Source organism: Shewanella psychropiezotolerans (assembly GCF_007197555.1).
Lineage (GTDB): Bacteria > Pseudomonadota > Gammaproteobacteria > Enterobacterales > Shewanellaceae > Shewanella > Shewanella psychropiezotolerans.
The window spans coordinates 3,174,526-3,192,739 of the sequence record NZ_CP041614.1; the positions used below are offsets into that span (position 1 = coordinate 3,174,526).

Genomic DNA, 18,214 nt, shown 5'->3' on the forward strand with positions numbered 1-18,214 from the left:
TTAAAAAGTCAGTTCGACGCAGTTAGGGCTAAAGCGATACTCACGATGTGAGCTAGGGGAGCTAAGAGGTGCGGGAAAACGGAGACGACATTGCATTGGTAGAATTGAGATGTCACGTGCCTCGTCTTTCCGGCCCGGCACTCTTGTTGGCCGGAATCTACTTCTTTAGAATTTAAAGATAATAGCTGGATCCCGGAACAAGTCCGGGATGACAGTCAAAGAAAGGGAAAGGTGACGTCTACATTTATCCGTCAGAAGATAATTACCAGTAATTATCTAAGGATCATCTGCTCACGCTCTGGGCCGACTGATACCATTTTTATTGGTACACCCATCAAGGCTTCGATGCGAAGCACATAGGCTTGTGCGGCTTGGGGTAGGCTTGCGAATGTGCGGCAACCTGTGATGTCTTCACTCCAACCTTGCATATCTTCGTAAATAGGCGTGAGGGCTGCGGTTTGGGGCCAGATTGGGTTTTGTGTGTGTTCACCGGCGTAGGATACACAGATTTTCAGATCTTTCATGCCTGTTAGGCAGTCAATCTTAGTCAGTGCGATTTCGGTGGCGGCTTGTAGCTCTACACCATTACGGGTTGCGACGGCATCGAAATAACCCATATCACGAGGACGACCAGTCACTGCGCCGTATTCATTGGATGCTTCACGGAAGTTATCTTGCTCTTCCATTGCGGTCACTAATGTACCTGTACCCACTGATGAGCTAAATGATTTAGCCACGGCTATGATTCGCTCCGGGCGTAGCGCCGGTAAACCACTGCCAATGCCTGCATAGGCCGCCGTTACGTTTGAAGAGGTTGTCCATGGGTATTCGCCATAAACCAAGTCGCGGCCTGCACCGAGTTGCGCTTCAAACAGCAAGTTAGCCTTGTTGCTTTGCATGACTTTTAGCGGCTCAGTCACGTTGCAGATAAATTCACGCCAAGGCGCCGTTACTTCTAATAACCATGCGGTCATCTCTTCAGCGCTTTGGCTGAAGTCACAGCTTGGGTATAGGGCTTTTAATTGTGGCATTTTCCAATCGAGCATAAATTGAATACGCTCAAGCAGTACTTCAGGTTGCATTAACCAGCCGACAAGAATACCTTTCTTCATGACACGGTCGCCATAGGCGGGTGCTATACCTTGACGAGTTGAGCCATAAGCTGCATCGCCTAAACGCTCCTCTTCCAGAGTATCTTCGAGTGCGTGTAGAGGCAGACATAAGGTGGCGCGATCTGAGATGTGTAACTTGACACTCACGCCAGCCGCTTTCACTTCTGCAATCTCTTCGCTTAATGCCGCAGGGCTGATGACCATGCCTGGGCCGAGTACCGCAATACAGTCTGGATTGAATATGCCACTGGGGAGCTGGTGTAATTTAAAGGTGCCAAAATCATTGACGACAGTATGGCCCGCATTATTACCACCTTGAAAACGAATACTTGCAGCTGCATCAACGGCAAGAAAATCAACGATACGGCCTTTACCTTCATCGCCCCAATTGGCACCCACAACAACAATAGACGGCATAACTCATACTCCTGAATGATTAAGAGACTATGCTAATCCAATGAGTAGGATATGGAAAATTAATAATTATTATCAATTTGATAAGTAACTCATATATCATAAGGAGTGAAATGACTTAAATATCCAGGTAAAAGTATGCTTGATCTCAATTGGCTTAGAACGTTTGCCACCTTAGCGCAGCACCAACATTTTGGTAAGGCCGCGGCGGCGCTGCATATGACTCAGCCTAATGTCAGTCTGCATATCAAGCAGTTAGAAAGAACCACCCGAGTTAAGCTCATTGAGCGCAATCCCTTTCATTTAACCCAAGCCGGGGTTAGATTACTGCAGACCAGCCAGAAAACCTTGATGGAGTTGCAGGTCTGTCAGGCGGATCTCAACGCGATCAACGATCTTAGCCAAGGGACGCTGACCATTGCGGCCAGTGACATCATTTCCAGATTACTCTTGATCTCGCCATTTCAGCTGTTCAAAGCCGAGTTCCCGGGTATCGATTTTTCGCTGTTAAATACCACCTCTTCACAAGCATCTGAACTGGTTAAAAATGCCCAAGCAGATTTGGGCTTTGTGATCGCCCAAAAAGAGAGCCAGCCACTGTATTTCACCGAGTTACAACAGATACACTGGTGCGCACTAGGAGATAATCTAGCACAATGGCAACAGGCGAAACTACAGCCTGAATTGGCCTTAGAGAGTGAAGCCACCTTGATCTTGTTAGGTCACGATACCCGTACCCGAGACTTACTCGATTCAGCGTTGCCATCTTTGAATTTGCCTAAGTATCGAATTATGGAAGTAGGCAGTGTCGATGCACAAATAGACTGGGCGGAAGCGGGCTTTGGTGTGGCGATCGTGCCCGAGTTTTCAATTTATACTAAGCGAAATCTAAAGACCAAGGTGACGCCGTTACCCGAGTTTCCCACCACCAGCCTTGGTTATATTGTGCGACAAAACCAGATACTCTCGAAAGCCATCAAGCAGTTATTAAGATGGGTCGATGAAGAGATCATTCGATTGCAGAATAGGTAAAGTGTAGATAATGCTCACTGTGTAAGCGGGTGGAGCTAAGAGGTGGGGAAGGCGGAGACAACGCGCACTACGTGTGCTGTAGAGTATGACGGGAACATCTATCTCGTCTTTCCGGCATGCTTGTTGGCCGGAATCCATTTGTAGTATCAACATCAAAATCTGGATCCCGGAACGGGTCCGGGATGACGGCATCGGTATGCTTACTTACTGTCTTTCCGGCACTCTTGTTGGCCGGAATCCATTTTTTATAATCTAACATCAACGGCTGAATCATTAGCGCGTGTTACGTCTAATTCAATCTTTTGCTTGGCCGCTGTCGCGAGGAGTTTATCCAGAACTTCCCGTTCGAGTAATTGACCATTATTAACGACCGCAAAGATATCTTGTGTTGCATGAATGTCTTCAAGTGGGTTGCTGTTTAAAATGACTAAATCAGCTTCTTTATTAGCTTCTACAGTCGCTATTTTATCTTTGACACCCATAAATTTAGCGCCATTAACTGTTGCTGCCTGTAGAATCTGTAACGGTTTTACCCCGGCATCCTGGAATAAAGTCAGTTCTTCATGTAGGGCCATTGCAGGATAAACAAAGGTATTTAATGCTGCAGAATCACTGCCTGCCATAACAAGTACACCGGCCTCTTCAAGATGAGGGATTTGACTCGCAATTAATTGGTAACGGGTTTTACTTGCTTGGATTTGTTCAGGCGTACGTTTACCCATACGTTCGATGCGCCATGCATAATGGCTCATAAATTCAGCGGTTAAGTATTTTTTGAAATCATCATCAGCGTGATCATTTTCATCAAGATAAGCAAGTTGTTTACCGCCGATAAGCGTCGGAGTGATAGCCACGCCTTTTGCCGCAAGTGCTTGATAACGTTTATTGGCAAGCGTTTGATCAAATTCACTGACATAAAGCTTACGTGCTGCGGATGATTTTATTTCACCGGCATTTATTTTTGCAATCAGTTCGGCTTCATTGGGGATCCCTAACCGCAGCATATAGCTTGCATGTTCAATGCTACTTACACCGGCACCAACAATCATCTCAACCGTTGCCTTTTGAGGTATATGGGCCGACACTTTGTAGCCGCGTGCTTTCGATGTTTTAATGCCTTCAACAAACAAGTCCGGTTGGAGTGTATTTGCGGTCATTTTAATAAAGTCGACATGTTTTGAATCTAGATAATCTAAGGCATCGTTTAACTCTTTTGTGTTACCTATTTCTAAGTCACCTTTCCAAATTGAATCGATGCCTTCAAGTTTTCTACCTGCGGTGTAAATTTGTGGTCCTAAGATTTCACCTGCATTTATTTGGTCACGCCAATCTAAAACTTGTTCACCAAGATCGCTGGCGGCATCACGGACAGTCGTTATACCGTAAGCAATATAGACTGGGAATAAGTCAGCGTTATCTTTAATCAGGTTCTCACCTTCAAAATGCACATGCATATCCCAAAGGCCTGGAATCACATATTTATTTTCAGCATCAAACATTCTTGTTGCTTGATTGGTGTCGAGTAACGATTCATCACCGACGAGTGCAATTTTATCGTCGTCAAGCGCAATGACGGCATTAACACGAATTTTACCTGTCTCGACATCAATCACATTCGCATTGTAAATAATGACATCATATTGTGTTTTAGTGATTTGCTGGGCTTGGGTATCTGCTTGGCAGCCTGTGAGCACTAAAGCGGCAAATATACTCAGAGAAAGAGTTTTTTTATACATTGTATTCCTTGGTTTTTTTATAATAAGGCGAATAGCATATAAGGTTTCGTTAATGAATAATACAGTATCCACATACTATATAAGCCATTGAATTATCAACAATGATTAACGGTTTTTTGAAGTGGGATATTGTATTAAACCATAATTCATTTTCACAATATTTATGAATCCTGAATGTTTCAAAATGGGATGTCTCAGTGATATCGGGAATATCACAGTCCCATGGATGTCTGATGACATATATAGTCTTGTCATGTTTTATCTTGTATACCTATAGCTGTCATCTTTGCATTATCACGCTAGACGCTGCCGTGATAGACCAGAGCTACTCTAATATTATATTCCTAATCTCTGTTTTCTACTCTCTAGCAATATCTCAAATAGACATTTTGCTGCTGGGCCAGTTTTAGCACCTTTAGGCTGGGTCAGGTGCAAGGGGACTTGGTACATGTCGGCATTTTCTATTTTTAATACTGTGATCTTGCTCGAATCTCGTTTTTTTAACTGATGCTCAGGCATACGGCAAAAACCGACGCCTTGCTCTACGGCTTCCCATGCGTGATCGAATGTATCTAACGTTATACGCTGCTGAGCTTTAAGCCAACCTACATCCTGTTTTGAGTTACTGCCAAGATCTCTTACTACAATTTGGCTATTAGTCGTGAAATCCGCTAAGCATAAAGCCTGCTTATCAGCTAATGGATGGCTCTTGGCTACGACCGGAAGCATGGTGACTATGCCGAACGCTTCCGAAGGGTAGTTTGTAATAGGCAAGGTGATGATAGAAATATCGGCTTCCTGGCTTGTGACCATGTCTGATGTTTTTGATAACGAAGTTTCGACGACTTGAATCGAGGTGTTGCTATTGTCTTTTAAAAACGCTGCTATTGGTTGATACAACCAACTACGGTCACAAAGATGATCTATGGCGATGGTTATTTCAGACTCTATGCCTTTGCCCAGTTGTGTACTCATCTCTTCAAGCTCACGGGCCTGCTCTAACATAGAGTCTGCTCTGCGAAGCAGAGACTTGCCATCATCAGTGAGCACGGCTCTGCGGGCCTTCACTTCGACTAAGGTAACGCCTAACTGCTGCTCCAGCTTTTTAACCGCGTAGATGAGCGTGGTGTGACTCTTGTTTAATTGTGTCGCTGCAGCCTGGATGCTGCCGGCACGATTGATCTCATACAAGGTTAGCCATTGATCTAGAGTCGTCTTGAGTCTCATTGTCAGTTTTTTCCACATTAATGCGCAATATTATGAACTTTTCTGTTCAATTCATACAGGTATTATGACACCTAAGCTTGAGAGGCTGGTGAATAGTTTGATTCTCAGCCCCAATTTGCAATTAATTTAGTTTTTAGGTGGAAAGTTTAGATGAAAAAATTACTACAAGTCGATTTTGATTTTAGTGGCCCATTCGGCGATGAGATGGCGAGCCAGATGCTTGAGTTGGCTGAGTCAATTAATCATGAGCCTGGCATGATTTGGAAAATTTGGACGGAAAATCAAATCTCACAACTTGGTGGCGGTATCTATCTGTTTGAAGACGAGTCGAGTGCTCAAGCGTACTTGAAGATGCACAGCGCTCGATTGGAAAAGATGGAGATATCAAACATCAGAGGCATAATTTTTGATGTGAATACTCGATTATCACAGATTAATCAGGCTCCTTTTATGGCGAGTCAGTAAGTCTGGCCTGTCATTTAGAAGAGCTTTAAAATATTTGTAAATCAGTAAGTAATGATGAGTAGGATAATATGATGAACAACAAAACTTTTTTAACGGTCCATGGTGGCATATACACGGTCTTTGCATTGGCTCTATTTTTTGTACCTGCGCTGATGTGGCCCATGTATGGGGTCGAGATTAATGACCAATACGCTTATTTTCTTTCACAGCATACTTCGATATTTCTAGGCGGTATTGCTGCCGTCAGCTTGTTACTGCGTGATATAGAAGTAGGCGCGATTGCAAAGAAGTTATTTCTAGCCTTATTGATCTCAAATCTTCTGGGCGTAATTATTACTACCTATGCAGGGCTAACAGGAATATTTGTAGGATTAGGCTGGAGCGATCCCGCTTTCTTTAGCTTACTGTCTGTGATGTGTTTTGTGCAGTTAAAGAAGCAAAAAGTTTAGGGCTGGGTCGACCCAGACTACGTGTGCTGTAGAGTATGGCGATAACCTCTACCTGGTCTTTCCGACATGCTTGTTGGCCGGAATCCATTCTTTGAATTAAGAGCACAAGCTGGATCCCGGAACAAGTCAGGGATGACTGAAAGAACCGAAAAGAAGACAGACACTCATCATTCTTGCTGTTCACAAAGAGACCACACTTTTTATAGTCTCATACTTGTGCTCGCCGGGCACTCAGGAACAAGTTCTCGGGGAAAGTGATAAAGCTTGGGTAAAACCTGTCAGGCTAATCTTGTATGGTGGTTAACCCATGATAAGGAACTAATCGTGGTAGCCTTTTTGATCGCATAAATAAGTAGAGAGTATAAACATATTCTAGCTTTTCAGGCATATAACTTGAACTCTGCCCCTATTATGGGCAAAATCTAGCTTCCTGAAAATGTTTTAAATGTATTGGTTAATTAGATGGACTCGGAGAAGTACTCAAGGTCGGGCGGATTTACGCTTATAGAACTTGTTGTCGTGATTGTTATATTGGGGCTTCTGGCTGTCATCGCAGCCAGTAAATTCATTAGCTTGAGCGCCGATGCTAAAGATGCTGTGTTGCAACAATTCAGCGCCTCAGTTACGGAGGCAAATAAGCAGATGTATATCTTGTCTAAGCTGTCCAGTTACCGGGCTCAGCCCGTATCGGGTCGTGGTGACCTTACCGATGTAGATGTTGACGGTGATGGCATATTCGAAACTCGTTTGAAATGCGGTTATCTGGATAATACCGATGTTGCTAAGAGATTAAATTACAGCGATGATAGCCTAGGCTTTGAATTTGAGGGAGTCGATAAAGTCTATTTTGGGTTTGACCAGAGTAATATAAAGTCCAGCCAATGTTATTTCATGTACCAGCAAGCCTACGGTACGACAAATCCCACTACCTGCAATCAGGACGATCCTAAAGCGGCACCTGTTTATGAAGTCGTGATTCAAGGCTGTTGAACCGTAAGTCTTCACCGGGAAGGACTCACCCTAACAATCTGAGGACATCAATAAGCAACTATTACTGATGTTTACAAAGAGTCTAGATACCCACACGTTAACAGCATCTGTAGTCAATTTACTTTGCTCTTTGTTTCACTAGTAATTGGTTTAACTTTGGCTTAATTTTAGCCTTTGCTCTCGCATCTGTGTGATTGAGAACAGAAGGTACTGTTCCAGCTTCTGCTGACAGCGTTTCATCTGTGATTTTTGCCTTTCTAAGTTGCTTTGAATTTGATAACTGTCCATTTTATTACGCTCTCAGCGGCGGTAAGCGTATACCTAGTTTGAGTGTCTGCCTGAGTCGATACTTGGGGTCGTGTATCACGAGACCTATGAGGTTGTAGGTTCGATTATTCGCAGTTAAGCCGAGTTTGTATAAGCCTGCTTGAGCTTAAGTTCTGGGTGGTTAAAATTGCTTCCTGGCTTGAGGTCTTCTTAATTGCTGAAAAACTTCAGGCTCCCATGGACGCAGTGCCAGCATCAGGCTGGTACCAAACTTTTGCTCTAACTGAGCCGACTGATCTTTGGTATTCATCTCGGCCAGCTCGATTGCGAGGCGTTGTATTTTCTTGATGAGTTCGGCATTTGAGTCTCGAGTCAGCATGCCAGATACGAACAGCTGAAACTCTCCCGGCAGGTTAAATGAGGAGTCGAGAAATTCCGGTTGTATAGCGTACTTGTAGAATGATTGAATCGGTCCCTTATCTATCCAGCGAAAATTGTTCGCAATCATCATTTTCACCCTATTTCCTGGCTGTAATTCGATGATCTTCATTCTATCTAGCTTAGCCAGTAGCTGGATCCCTTGGGTTTCGGATATGTCGTAGTTATCTGTGATATCCGAGAAGCGCAGGCCGTTGATAAGAAAATGCGCCATTAAGAGTAACTTAATATCGCTAACCAGCTCTGTTTCTTGTTCATGTGATAACTCGCTGGTTAAGTTAACATTCTCTTCCATTAGCCGAACCAGATCGCCGAATTCGAGATGCAGCAGTGCACATATACTATCGAGGCGCTCTAGGCTAAATGACTCTTCGGCGAACAGTCGCTTCACGCTTGCCTCTGATAACTCCAGTACCTCGGCCACCTGTTTATAGGTCTTCTGTTGTTTCTTCAATTCACGCTTTAAGGTCTCGAGTAACAAGCGAGTCTGACGCATGGTATTACCTTTCAATACTGGCCGTTGTCTAATTTAATACTTTATAGCAAGTCGTTGTGTATTTCGCCACTGGTGAGCAAGATGAATCCAGATAAGGCCGTTAATTGATGCCGTCCATTGTGGCATTTATAACTATCTTTAGTAATGAGTAGTCGAGGATGTGATGAAGAGAAGCCAGATCATATTATTAACGCAGCAGTTACGCTTGTATTGGCGTTTGTCCCTGCTTTTGTGCATCATACTGGGCTCTCTTTTGTGGATGTTTAGTTTAGATGTTATAGCGCAAGATAGGGCTTACCATGAGTTTGCCGATGGGCGCAGTTTGTTACTGATCCCCAACTTTCTCGATCTTATATCAAATGTACCTTTTTTGGTCATAGGCTTACTCGGGTTTAGCTTGTGCAATGGTATTGAGAATAGAGCAAGCCACAAAGAGTGGCGGATATTCTTTATCGGTGTGGGATTGGTGAGCCTGGGCTCAGCGTATTACCATTTTGAGCCGACTAATCAGTCTCTGTTATGGGATAGACTGCCTATGACATTGGGCTTTATGGGGCTATTTTCCGCATTAATGAAGGAGTATTTGGGCAAGAAGATAGGTAGTTTAGTCTTTATACCATCGATATTACTCGGTCTAGTTAGTGTGTTTTATTGGTACCTTGTCGATGATCTGCGCCTCTATTATTGGATACAACTGCTCCCCATCTTGACCCTGCCAACCGTGATGTTGCTGTTTAACAGTGACTCTTTACAGCAGAAGTCACATCAGCGCTATCTGCTGATTGCCCTGGGCTGTTATCTGTTGGCTAAACTCACCGAATATTTTGACGGGGCTATCTACTTGAGTTCGCTGGAGCTCGTCAGTGGGCATACTCTCAAGCATTTACTGGCAGCTGCAGCTTGTTACTCGATTCTGGTTATGTTGAAAAAGCGTCAGTTAGCACTACGCTGTTAAAGCGGAGACGATGCTCACAATGTGAGCAGGTGGAGCCAAGAGGTGAGGGAAAGTTGAGAGGACGCTAGCGCTGGAAAGGCAAAGCCGGTAATAGCTCCACATTATCATCTTGTGCGCGGCGCTTTATGTGATTTATCGCAATATACATAGAGGGCGGATCAGCAAATCTAAAGAATATAATGTGTTATTTGATGAAGATACGATAGTGGATGAGTTAATCACCCAGCTTATCGAAAAGAATCAAAACCAAGAAAACCAAGATAAAACCATACAAAGTAAAGAAGACATATTGGCGACTTTTATCGAGTTGCATAAGTCTGGTAGTTTTTGTGCTCAATTAAGTGAACAAGAGATCGTCTACTTTGTCAAAAAGAAGTTAAATATGGAGACCAATAAACATGGATAGTAATGTTCAATCAGCTCAGCAAGTCACACCAAATTCTCTAGTAGCCCGCATTGGGCGTCGTAACATCATTTTAATTGCCGCATTTGTCACCGTACTGGTGGTCATTGCGACATTAATTTCGCAGATGGTCGCCTGGAATGAAGCGGACGAACGTCTGGTTCACCAATCGGCATTTACCGGTAATCTCACGGTTATCAATCAAGCCGGGCCTTATTTCAAGGCTTTCGGCACAGTATCTGCCTATAACAAAGTGATCTCGATTAATTTTACCGGTGATAGTGCTGCTACGGCGAGTGCATTGGTACCATTAATCCCGATTCGCTTCCTCGATACGACAACAGGTGATGCCAGAGGCGTCGCGCGCTTTAGATTACCGGGTAATGTTTCGGCCAGTGAATCAGGAGCATTACGCGGTTTACTTAAAATCCACGAAGAATTTGGTTCGCAGGAAACCTTAATCTCAAACCTATTGATGCGTGCCACGACTGAGAATGTGAAGGCATCAGCCAGAATGATGTCAGTAGAGCAACACTATTCGGGTGGTAATGGGCAACTGAGCCAAGATTTTGCTGATCAACTGGTCAATGGTATTTTTGTCACCGAGCAAATTTTTGGTTCAGGCAGCCGGGCTAAAACAGGCGAGTTTAATAATTTAAGTAAACAGCAGCGTGTCACCATCAAGATAAAAGAAGATCGAGAAGGCAAGCCAATGCGTAACGCACCTATCTTAGGTGCCTATGGGATCACGGTCGTCGATGCGAGTATTATCGATATCGATTACGAGAGCAAAGTGAACTCCAGACTTGAAGCACAAAAGCAGGCCGCTGCCGATGAAGCACTTGCAAGACAAAACCTGAAGAAGGCTGAACAGCAAGCGCGCACCGAAGTTGCTTTAGGTGAGCAAGCCATCGCTAAGCAGAGAGCCGAATCTGAAAAGCTGAAAATTAAGGAGCAGATTGATGCCGAAAGGGTTAAAGCCAATGCAATTATTTCTGCGCAGCAACGTGTGGCCGTTAAAGCTGAACTTGCTAAGGAGCAAGCCGAAATCTTGAAACAGCAACGCTTAGAAGCCCAGGGTATGGATGTATTAGCCGAAGCACGTCAAAGGGCTAAGTCTGCGGCGCTGGATCCTAAATATGTTTTCGATGAAACGCTAAAAGCGGAAGTAAAAATCCAAACGGCTCTGTTTAACAGCTTAGGTAACAGTCGTCTAGTGCCTGAAATCGTGATCGGAGGCGGACAAGGTGATCTGAATAATGGCTCTGAGTTTATGCGCTTGTTAGCCGCCGATGCGGCACTTAATCTTAAGAAACGTTTAGACAGTAAGCAATAAGAATTTTCAGGTAATCACTGAGCGAGTTGATTAACTCGTTTCTATTGTTACTGCATAAGTCGCATAGCGCTAGTTTACGATACTAAAATAAGTTGAACATACGCAAAAACAAAAACGCCGCCAGACTCGAGTCTGGCGGCGTTTTTTATTGAAGCTATTATGAGCGACTAGTTAGTCGCGTTAAGCGGCATTTCTGGCCGCGGCTTCAGCTGTGCTGGCCAGGTACTCATCGAAGGTGCCGTGGAAGTTAACTAGCTTCTTATCTTTCACGTCTATGATGTGTGTGGCCAGTGATGACACGAACTCACGGTCATGGCTGACGAAGATAAGTGTACCTTCGAATAGTTTAAGCGCATTGTTTAATGCTTCGATGGCTTCCATGTCCATGTGGTTGGTTGGCTCATCCATGATTAGCACGTTGATGTCTTGCATCATTAGCTTGCCGAATAATAGACGGTTTTTCTCTCCACCTGAGCAATTCTTGGCTTTCTTGTTGGCATCGTCTTCGGTAAACAATAGACGACCTAACATGCCACGGACCGAAAGGTCGTTGTGCTTAGGCGTGCGCCACTGTGACATCCAATCAAATAGTGACAGTTCATTCTCGAAATCAGCCGTGCTGTCTTGTGGGCAATAACCGATAGCGGCATTTTCTGACCACTTGATCACGCCATGATTGTTTGACAGCTCGTTGACTAAGCAGCGAAGTAGGGTGGTCTTACCCACACCGTTCTCACCGATAACGGCCAATTTTGCGCCAGCTTCGAGGATCAGCTCGCCGCCTTCAAATAAAGTTTCATCGTCGAAGCCATGTCCGAGATCTTCGATAACCAACGCCTGACGGTGCATCTTCTTGCTCTCATCGAAACGCAATGATGGTGTCATACGGCTCGAAGATTTGACTTCGTCCAAGCTGATCTTATCAAGTTTCTTAGCACGTGAGCTGGCTTGTTTGGCTTTAGATGCGTTGGCACCGAAGCGGTTAACGAAGTCCTGTAGCTCTACCATCTCGGCGCTCTTCTTTGCGTTACCGGCTAATAGCTGCTCTTGGATAAGGCCAGATGCTTCGAGGAAGTACTCGTAGTTACCTGGGTAGATACGTAGCTCACCGTAATCGATATCAGCCATATGGGTGCAGACAGAGTTAAGGAAGTGTCTGTCGTGCGATATGATGATCATGGTGCACTTACGTTTATTAAGCTCGCCTGCTAACCAAGAAATGGTATGAATATCCAAGTTGTTGGTTGGCTCATCGAGTAGCAAGATATCTGGGTTTGAAAACAATGCCTGTGCCAGAAGTACTCGTAATTTCCAACCTGGAGCAACTTGCTGCATTAAACCAAAGTGAAAATCTTCTTCGATGCCCGCTTCGAGCAAGATCTCACCGGCGCGAGACTCGGCGCTATAACCGTCCATCTCGGCAAACTCACTCTCGAGTTCGGCGACCTTCATGCCGTCTGCTTCGCTCATTTCTGGCAAAGAGTAGATGCGGTCACGTTCTTGCTTCACTTCCCAAAGCTTTGCATCACCCATGATCACGGTATCTACAACACTGTATTGCTCAAACGCAAACTGATCTTGGCTCAAGGTACCTACTTTAAGACCCGGAGTGATAGACACGTTGCCAGAGCTTGGTGCTAAAGCGCCACTGAGGATTTTCATGAATGTGGATTTACCACAACCATTAGCGCCAATAAGGCCATAACGGTTGCCGTGTCCAAATTTCGCTGAAATGTTTTCAAACAAAGGCTCAGCGCCAAACTGCATGGTGATGTTCGCGGTGGATATCAAAGAAATGTTCCTAGGTGTACAGGCAGGTTTTGAATTGACTCGCTTTTTAAAACTCAGGCCAAAATAACAACGTGCAATAATATGAGTAAATTAGGTCGCGGATTATACAGAGTTTGAGTGGATTGGGCTAGTGAAGATGTGCTTTAAGCCGTCACTTGGTTGAAAAGCTGAGAAGATATTGGGTTTTAAGCGCTGAGATGGTACTTCGTTGGTGTGGCTGAGAAGACACTAGGTGGCTAGAAGTACATAGAACGAGGGACGACATTTACATCTAACTCGTCTTTCCGGCACTCTTGTTGGCCGGAATCAATTTTTTAGAATCAAGATAAAAAGCTGAGAATGGATCCCGGAACGGGTCCGGGAAGACATACATCCCTAGCGGTATCGTCTTAACTTTCGTCTTAACTTTCCCTGGGCAGTCGTCCTCTTAGCTATTTTACTTTTCCAACATTAACGGAATAAATTTAAGTTTAAGATTTTATTTAATTAAAGTAAGTTGTTTATTAGCGAACGATTAAAAATCATAAACTGTGCAAGGAGGCTTAATGTTAGATGTTATCGATTCAATGCCGAACGTTCCCACATCACCGAGCTTGTCATTTCCTTTATCCATGAGTGAGTTTTCAGGTCCGATAGAAACTCCTTTGGCGTCGCAAACCATAGGAACCTATTTTGATGATATCGCTAATCGATATCCGGATAAACTTGCTGTGGTGGTGCGGCATCAAAAGATACGTTGGACCTATAAGCAGTATCAACAGCATATCGATGAGTTGGCCATTGGCCTGCTTGAACTCGGCATTAAGCCTGGAGATAGAGTCGGGATCTGGTCTCCCAATAATATTGAGTGGTGTCTGACTCAGTTTGCTACGGCTAAGATTGGCGCCGTCATGGTGTGTATCAATCCCGCTTATCGACCCGAGGAGCTGCAATATGCCCTCACTAATGTGGGTTGCAGCGCCATTATCTGCGCCGAGAAATTTAAAACCAGTCACTATCTGGAGATGCTTTACCAGTTAGCGCCTGAGTTATTGAGCTGTGAACCGGGAAAGTTAACTTCAGCTGCACTGCCTGAGCTTAAATCTGTCATCCGTATGGGTGATGATTTATCGGCGGGCATGTTTAATTTTAATCAGATAAAACGCCCCTTAATCGATAAGGATCATGCAAGGCTAGATTCGCTTGCGGCTAGTCAAAACTCGAATGATGCCATCAATATTCAGTTCACGTCTGGCACTACAGGTAGTCCTAAAGGGGCGACACTGAGTCATCACAATATCCTTAATAATGGCTTGTTAGTCGCCGAGGCCATGAAGCTCACAAGTGAAGATAAATTGTGCATTCCTGTGCCGCTTTATCACTGCTTCGGTATGGTGCTCGGTAATTTAGTGTGTATAGCCAAAGGGGCTGCAGCTGTATTTCCTGGTGAATCATTCGAGCCATTGGCGACGTTAACCGCAGTTGAGAGTGAGCGGTGCACTGGACTTCACGGTGTACCTACCATGTTCATTGCCATGTTGGAACTCGATAGCTTTAACCAGTTCGATTTAAGTTCACTGCGGACGGGCATAATGGCCGGGGCGACATGCCCCGAAGAGGTGATGCGCCGGGTGCAAGATTTGATGTATATGAAGCAGGTGCTGATTGGTTATGGTCAGACAGAAACCAGCCCTATCAATCATATTACCGAAATCGATGCCGCGCTTATTAAGCGTGTAACTACCGTTGGCCGCGCTATGGCTCACACCCAAGTTAAAATCATCGATGAGTCTGGTAACACAGTAGCAATTAACCAGCCGGGTGAAGTGTGCTCAAAAGGCTACTGCGTAATGCAAAGCTACTGGAATGATGCAGAGAAGACTCAGGCGACTATCGATGGCCAAGGCTGGCTGCACTCGGGTGATATCGGTGAGATGGACGATGAAGGTTACGTCAAGATTGTTGGTCGTATCAAAGACATGATCATTCGCGGCGGCGAGAACATCTATCCCAGAGAGATTGAAGAGAAGCTCTATACCCATGCCGATGTGTTAGATGCGGCGGTATTTGGCGTACAAAGTGATAAATACGGCGAAGAGGTGTGCGCCTGGATCAAGTTACGCCCAGGCTGCCTTGAAATAGAAGATGAGATCCGCCACTTCCTCACCGAGAAAATCGCTTATTTTAAGGTGCCGCGCTACATCAAGTTTGTCACTGAGTATCCAATGACAGTAACCGGCAAGATCCAAAAATTTAAGATGCGCGACCTCATGTATGAAGAGCTGCATAAAGATTTGAATCAATAGTTGAAAGGCGAAGATGATACAGTGTTGGTAAAGCCGAGACGACGCTCACCTAGCGTCTTTCCGGCACTCTTGTTGGCCGGAATCCATTAAGATAAAAAGCTGAGAATGGATCCCGGAACGAGTCCGGGAAGACCATTTCCTTATGGCGGTCAGATGACAGCATCTTTAAAGGGCTGCGTTCGTCTTAGTTTTACCAGGCATAGCCGCCATCTTGGCTTCAACAGGCCAACGGCCATCTTCTTAGCTATTCGCAGCGCTCGTCTTTACACCCATAGGCTAAAAGCCGTCTTCTTAGCTACTTCAAGCGCAGCGCTCATCTTTTACTGTTATAGCTCGCGTATAACGTTAATCTGATACTCGGTTTCTGCCGCTCTTCTTGGCCCGATAGAGGCCTTCGTCGGCTCGTTTGACTATCGACTCTGTATCATCATCTGTAGCAATCTCGGCTACACCTATACTAACGGTAAACGTGACGGGTTCATGGTTTTGACTTAACACCATCTGCTGGGATATACAATTTCGAATACGATTGGCAACGTCTTTTGCAGCTTCAAGCTGAGTATTAGGCAGCAGTGCAATAAATTCTTCACCGCCAAATCTGACTAATAGATCGACCTCTCTTAACACTTCTTGTGCTTTTTTAGCAAACTCTTGTAATACCTTGTCGCCAATAAGATGCCCATAGGTATCGTTCACCACTTTGAATTTATCAAGATCTAGCATCAATACACAGAAGCTATGACCGAAGCGCTTATATTGATGATAAATATCTTTTATTTGAGTATCAAAGTAATTTCGGTTATAAAGTCCGGTCAAATTATCTGTATTTACCTGGTGTTGTAGTTTTTCTATAAAGGCTATTCGGTTAGATATATCACGAATAATAGCGGTGAATTCTATTTTCCCATTGATTGATATCTTGGATATGGTTATCTCAACGGGGAACTCACTCTTGTCTTTTTTTACTGCCATTATCATGACCCGAGATAACATGTCTCTGGATTGAATGTCAGAGTCTGCAAATTGTTTGATATAATTTGAATGACTGGATCTAAACTTCTTTTGCATGAGTTTAGTAATACTTTTACCTATTATTTCATTAGCAGAGTAGCCAAATATATTTTCTGATGCATGATTAAATAGTTGGATTCTTTGTTTATCATCCATAGTGATAATACCATCGAAGGCGGCATCTATCACTGAGCTAAATCTGGTACTAGCATTATTTATCTCATTTTGTAATTCTTGTTTATCACTCATATGAATGCCTATGATCATCACCCTCTGGGGTTGATTAGGCATATTTTCCATCGGATTTAAGAATAGTCGCCACCAGGGGACTTAGAGGTTAATTCAAATGTTTGCTCTATCTCTATGGGTTCTAGGGTGGTAAAAACTTGTGGTAAGTAGGTATTGAAAATTTGTGAGACACTCGTTGAAGTTAAGCTGTCCAATAGGCAAGTTTTGAGAATTACACTTCTAGGTTTATTTTTACCAAGCATACGCAGAAAGAGTTCATTATGGGCGACCACACGAAACTGTTTACCCTTACCTGATCTGTTTTTCTTTTGTTCGACGATGGCAACACTTGCCGCTATGACGTCGACCAGGTGTTGAAGTTCCTCTGTTGGACTGGGCATTTGATTCTCTCACCATGACTCAAGATATCTAGTTAAGTTTAGTTGTATTTGATCATTTGAGTATGAGTTAGCCGTTATCTCGACCCGTTTGGTCTGTTAAGTGGATAGAATGACTCAATCTCAGTACTCACTCTCAACACCCATTCTTAAACGCTTATTTCAAGTGAGTCGTTTGACCCTTTTAGGTATTGGGTGTGAATCTATATTCATAATTTTGAATGGGTGTTAAAAATATCTCGGGGTTATATTTTACATTTTGAATAGTTAGCGCATAAAGCGTGCATAAGTTGTTAATGTGTTTGGCCGGTAATTTTTTTCATATTTTGGAGTTGGCTGCCTTTAGAAAGGAATCTCAGACGGACATTCTAATTAATAAACTGGGTTATCTGCTCGCTAAATCCAATGTTGTGTTAAATGCTTTATGCTTAGTCAAGAGAGTAGAAAAGAGTAGAGAGGACAAATGCATGAGAATTCCGGATACAGACAGACTCGAGTTTCATTTCATGACCCGTAAGGATGCCGAAGCCTTGTTCGAGCTTGATCAAGATGAAGACGTGATGCTCTACATCAATGGCGGACACAAGACTACTATGGAAGATATTCGTAGAATCTCGATCCCCAGGCTCGAAAGCTATGCCAATGAGGATGAAGGTTGGGGGATCTGGAAGGTGACAGCTAAACCTTCTGATACTCTAGAGGCTCACCTCTATTTGGGCTGGATATTGGTGAGACCCATGGATTTTTTTAATGATGAGCCTGCATGGGATAATCTTGAACTTGGCTGGCGTTTCAAACAAGCTGCATGGGGTAAAGGGTATGCAACTGAGGCGGCAAGGGCGGTGATGGATGTGGTTACTGCACCGGATAAGATCAACAAGGCTTCGGCCATCGCGTTCGAAGAGAATCTAGGTTCGATTAAGATCATGGAGAAGCTAGGGATGAGCTTTCTTAAGAAAGACATTCACAAAGACCCATTGGGTGATCTGGAATTAGTCTATTACGAAAAGGTCTTATAAAAGACCCGTTGATAATGGCGACTTTTAGACACGTCGTAATAAAATTTAATTTATAAGCGCTCATTGGAACACTGTCATAAATAAACTGAATATAGTACCTTATGTTCAGTTTATTGTGTCAGATTCACTTTTATGTATCTTTAAGATTATTCTCTAAAACCC

At 43.9% G+C, this 18,214-nt stretch carries 16 protein-coding genes; 9 read left to right on the top strand and 7 right to left on the bottom strand.

The genetic code is table 11. The features are described 5' to 3' along the window. Window positions 1-272: 272 nt before the first annotated feature. Window positions 273-1,529 (bottom strand): adenylosuccinate synthetase, encoded by a 1,257-nt coding sequence (locus FM037_RS14020; RefSeq protein ID WP_144046508.1) that lies wholly within the window; start codon window positions 1,527-1,529, stop codon window positions 273-275. A gap of 135 nt (window positions 1,530-1,664) precedes the next feature. Between FM037_RS14020 and FM037_RS14025 the strand changes: the two genes are divergently transcribed. Continuing rightward, entirely contained in the window at window positions 1,665-2,558 is an 894-nt protein-coding gene (locus tag FM037_RS14025) for a LysR family transcriptional regulator (RefSeq protein ID WP_144046509.1), read from the top strand. Window positions 2,559-2,803: 245 nt separating this feature from the next. Here FM037_RS14025 and FM037_RS14030 read toward each other — a convergent pair whose 3' ends face one another. Together FM037_RS14030 and FM037_RS14035 are read right to left on the bottom strand one after the other, a co-directional pair. After that, window positions 2,804-4,294, bottom strand: coding sequence for an amidohydrolase family protein (locus tag FM037_RS14030; RefSeq protein WP_144046510.1), 1,491 nt, complete (start codon window positions 4,292-4,294; stop codon window positions 2,804-2,806). Window positions 4,295-4,630: 336 nt separating this feature from the next. Continuing rightward, the gene (locus tag FM037_RS14035) at window positions 4,631-5,521 is read right to left on the bottom strand and encodes a LysR family transcriptional regulator (RefSeq protein ID WP_144046511.1); all 891 of its coding nucleotides are present in this window, start codon (window positions 5,519-5,521) and stop codon (window positions 4,631-4,633) included. Window positions 5,522-5,671: 150 nt separating this feature from the next. Here FM037_RS14035 and FM037_RS14040 point away from each other — a divergent pair, with 150 nt between their 5' ends. The 3 genes from FM037_RS14040 to FM037_RS14050 all read left to right on the top strand — a co-directional run bounded on the left by FM037_RS14040 (window position 5,672) and on the right by FM037_RS14050 (window position 7,425). Continuing rightward, a complete protein-coding gene (locus FM037_RS14040) occupies window positions 5,672-5,986 on the top strand; it encodes a monooxygenase (protein ID WP_144046512.1) in 315 nt (104 codons plus the stop codon). 68 nt (window positions 5,987-6,054) lie between these two features. Next, complete coding sequence (locus FM037_RS14045) at window positions 6,055-6,435, top strand: hypothetical protein (protein WP_227992805.1); 381 nt, start codon at window positions 6,055-6,057, stop codon at window positions 6,433-6,435. A gap of 462 nt (window positions 6,436-6,897) precedes the next feature. Further along, complete coding sequence (locus tag FM037_RS14050; RefSeq protein ID WP_144046513.1) at window positions 6,898-7,425, top strand: type II secretion system protein; 528 nt, start codon at window positions 6,898-6,900, stop codon at window positions 7,423-7,425. Between the two features lie 448 nt (window positions 7,426-7,873). Here the strand turns inward: FM037_RS14050 and FM037_RS14055 are convergent, their stop codons facing one another. Further along, window positions 7,874-8,626: a helix-turn-helix domain-containing protein gene (locus FM037_RS14055; protein ID WP_144046514.1), complete on the bottom strand. Its 753-nt coding sequence runs from the start codon at window positions 8,624-8,626 to the stop codon at window positions 7,874-7,876. 163 nt (window positions 8,627-8,789) lie between these two features. On the opposite strand from FM037_RS14055, the gene FM037_RS14060 reads away from it, so the two are divergent. From FM037_RS14060 to FM037_RS14070, 3 genes are all read left to right on the top strand, one after another. Then, a complete protein-coding gene (locus FM037_RS14060; protein WP_144046515.1) occupies window positions 8,790-9,581 on the top strand; it encodes a ceramidase domain-containing protein in 792 nt (263 codons plus the stop codon). A 100-nt stretch (window positions 9,582-9,681) separates the two neighbouring features. Then, a complete protein-coding gene (locus FM037_RS14065) occupies window positions 9,682-9,987 on the top strand; it encodes a methanolan biosynthesis protein EpsI (protein ID WP_144046516.1) in 306 nt (101 codons plus the stop codon). Further along, window positions 9,980-11,320, top strand: coding sequence for an SPFH domain-containing protein (locus FM037_RS14070; protein ID WP_144046517.1), 1,341 nt, complete (start codon window positions 9,980-9,982; stop codon window positions 11,318-11,320). The genes FM037_RS14065 and FM037_RS14070 overlap by 8 nt, the downstream gene beginning before the upstream one ends. A gap of 180 nt (window positions 11,321-11,500) precedes the next feature. On the opposite strand, the gene FM037_RS14075 is transcribed toward FM037_RS14070, so the two are convergent. Then, window positions 11,501-13,111 (bottom strand): ABC-F family ATPase, encoded by a 1,611-nt coding sequence (locus FM037_RS14075; RefSeq protein ID WP_144046518.1) that lies wholly within the window; start codon window positions 13,109-13,111, stop codon window positions 11,501-11,503. Window positions 13,112-13,656: 545 nt separating this feature from the next. Here FM037_RS14075 and FM037_RS14080 point away from each other — a divergent pair. Further along, the gene (locus FM037_RS14080) at window positions 13,657-15,396 is read left to right on the top strand and encodes an AMP-binding protein (protein WP_229381199.1); all 1,740 of its coding nucleotides are present in this window, start codon (window positions 13,657-13,659) and stop codon (window positions 15,394-15,396) included. A 345-nt stretch (window positions 15,397-15,741) separates the two neighbouring features. Here the strand turns inward: FM037_RS14080 and FM037_RS14085 are convergent, their stop codons facing one another. After that, window positions 15,742-16,698: a sensor domain-containing diguanylate cyclase gene (locus FM037_RS14085; protein WP_229381200.1), complete on the bottom strand. Its 957-nt coding sequence runs from the start codon at window positions 16,696-16,698 to the stop codon at window positions 15,742-15,744. Between the two features lie 14 nt (window positions 16,699-16,712). Then, complete coding sequence (locus FM037_RS14090; protein ID WP_144046519.1) at window positions 16,713-17,036, bottom strand: hypothetical protein; 324 nt, start codon at window positions 17,034-17,036, stop codon at window positions 16,713-16,715. 464 nt (window positions 17,037-17,500) lie between these two features. On the opposite strand from FM037_RS14090, the gene FM037_RS14095 reads away from it, so the two are divergent. Then, window positions 17,501-18,052 (top strand): GNAT family N-acetyltransferase, encoded by a 552-nt coding sequence (locus tag FM037_RS14095; protein ID WP_144046520.1) that lies wholly within the window; start codon window positions 17,501-17,503, stop codon window positions 18,050-18,052. Window positions 18,053-18,214 lie beyond the last annotated feature (162 nt).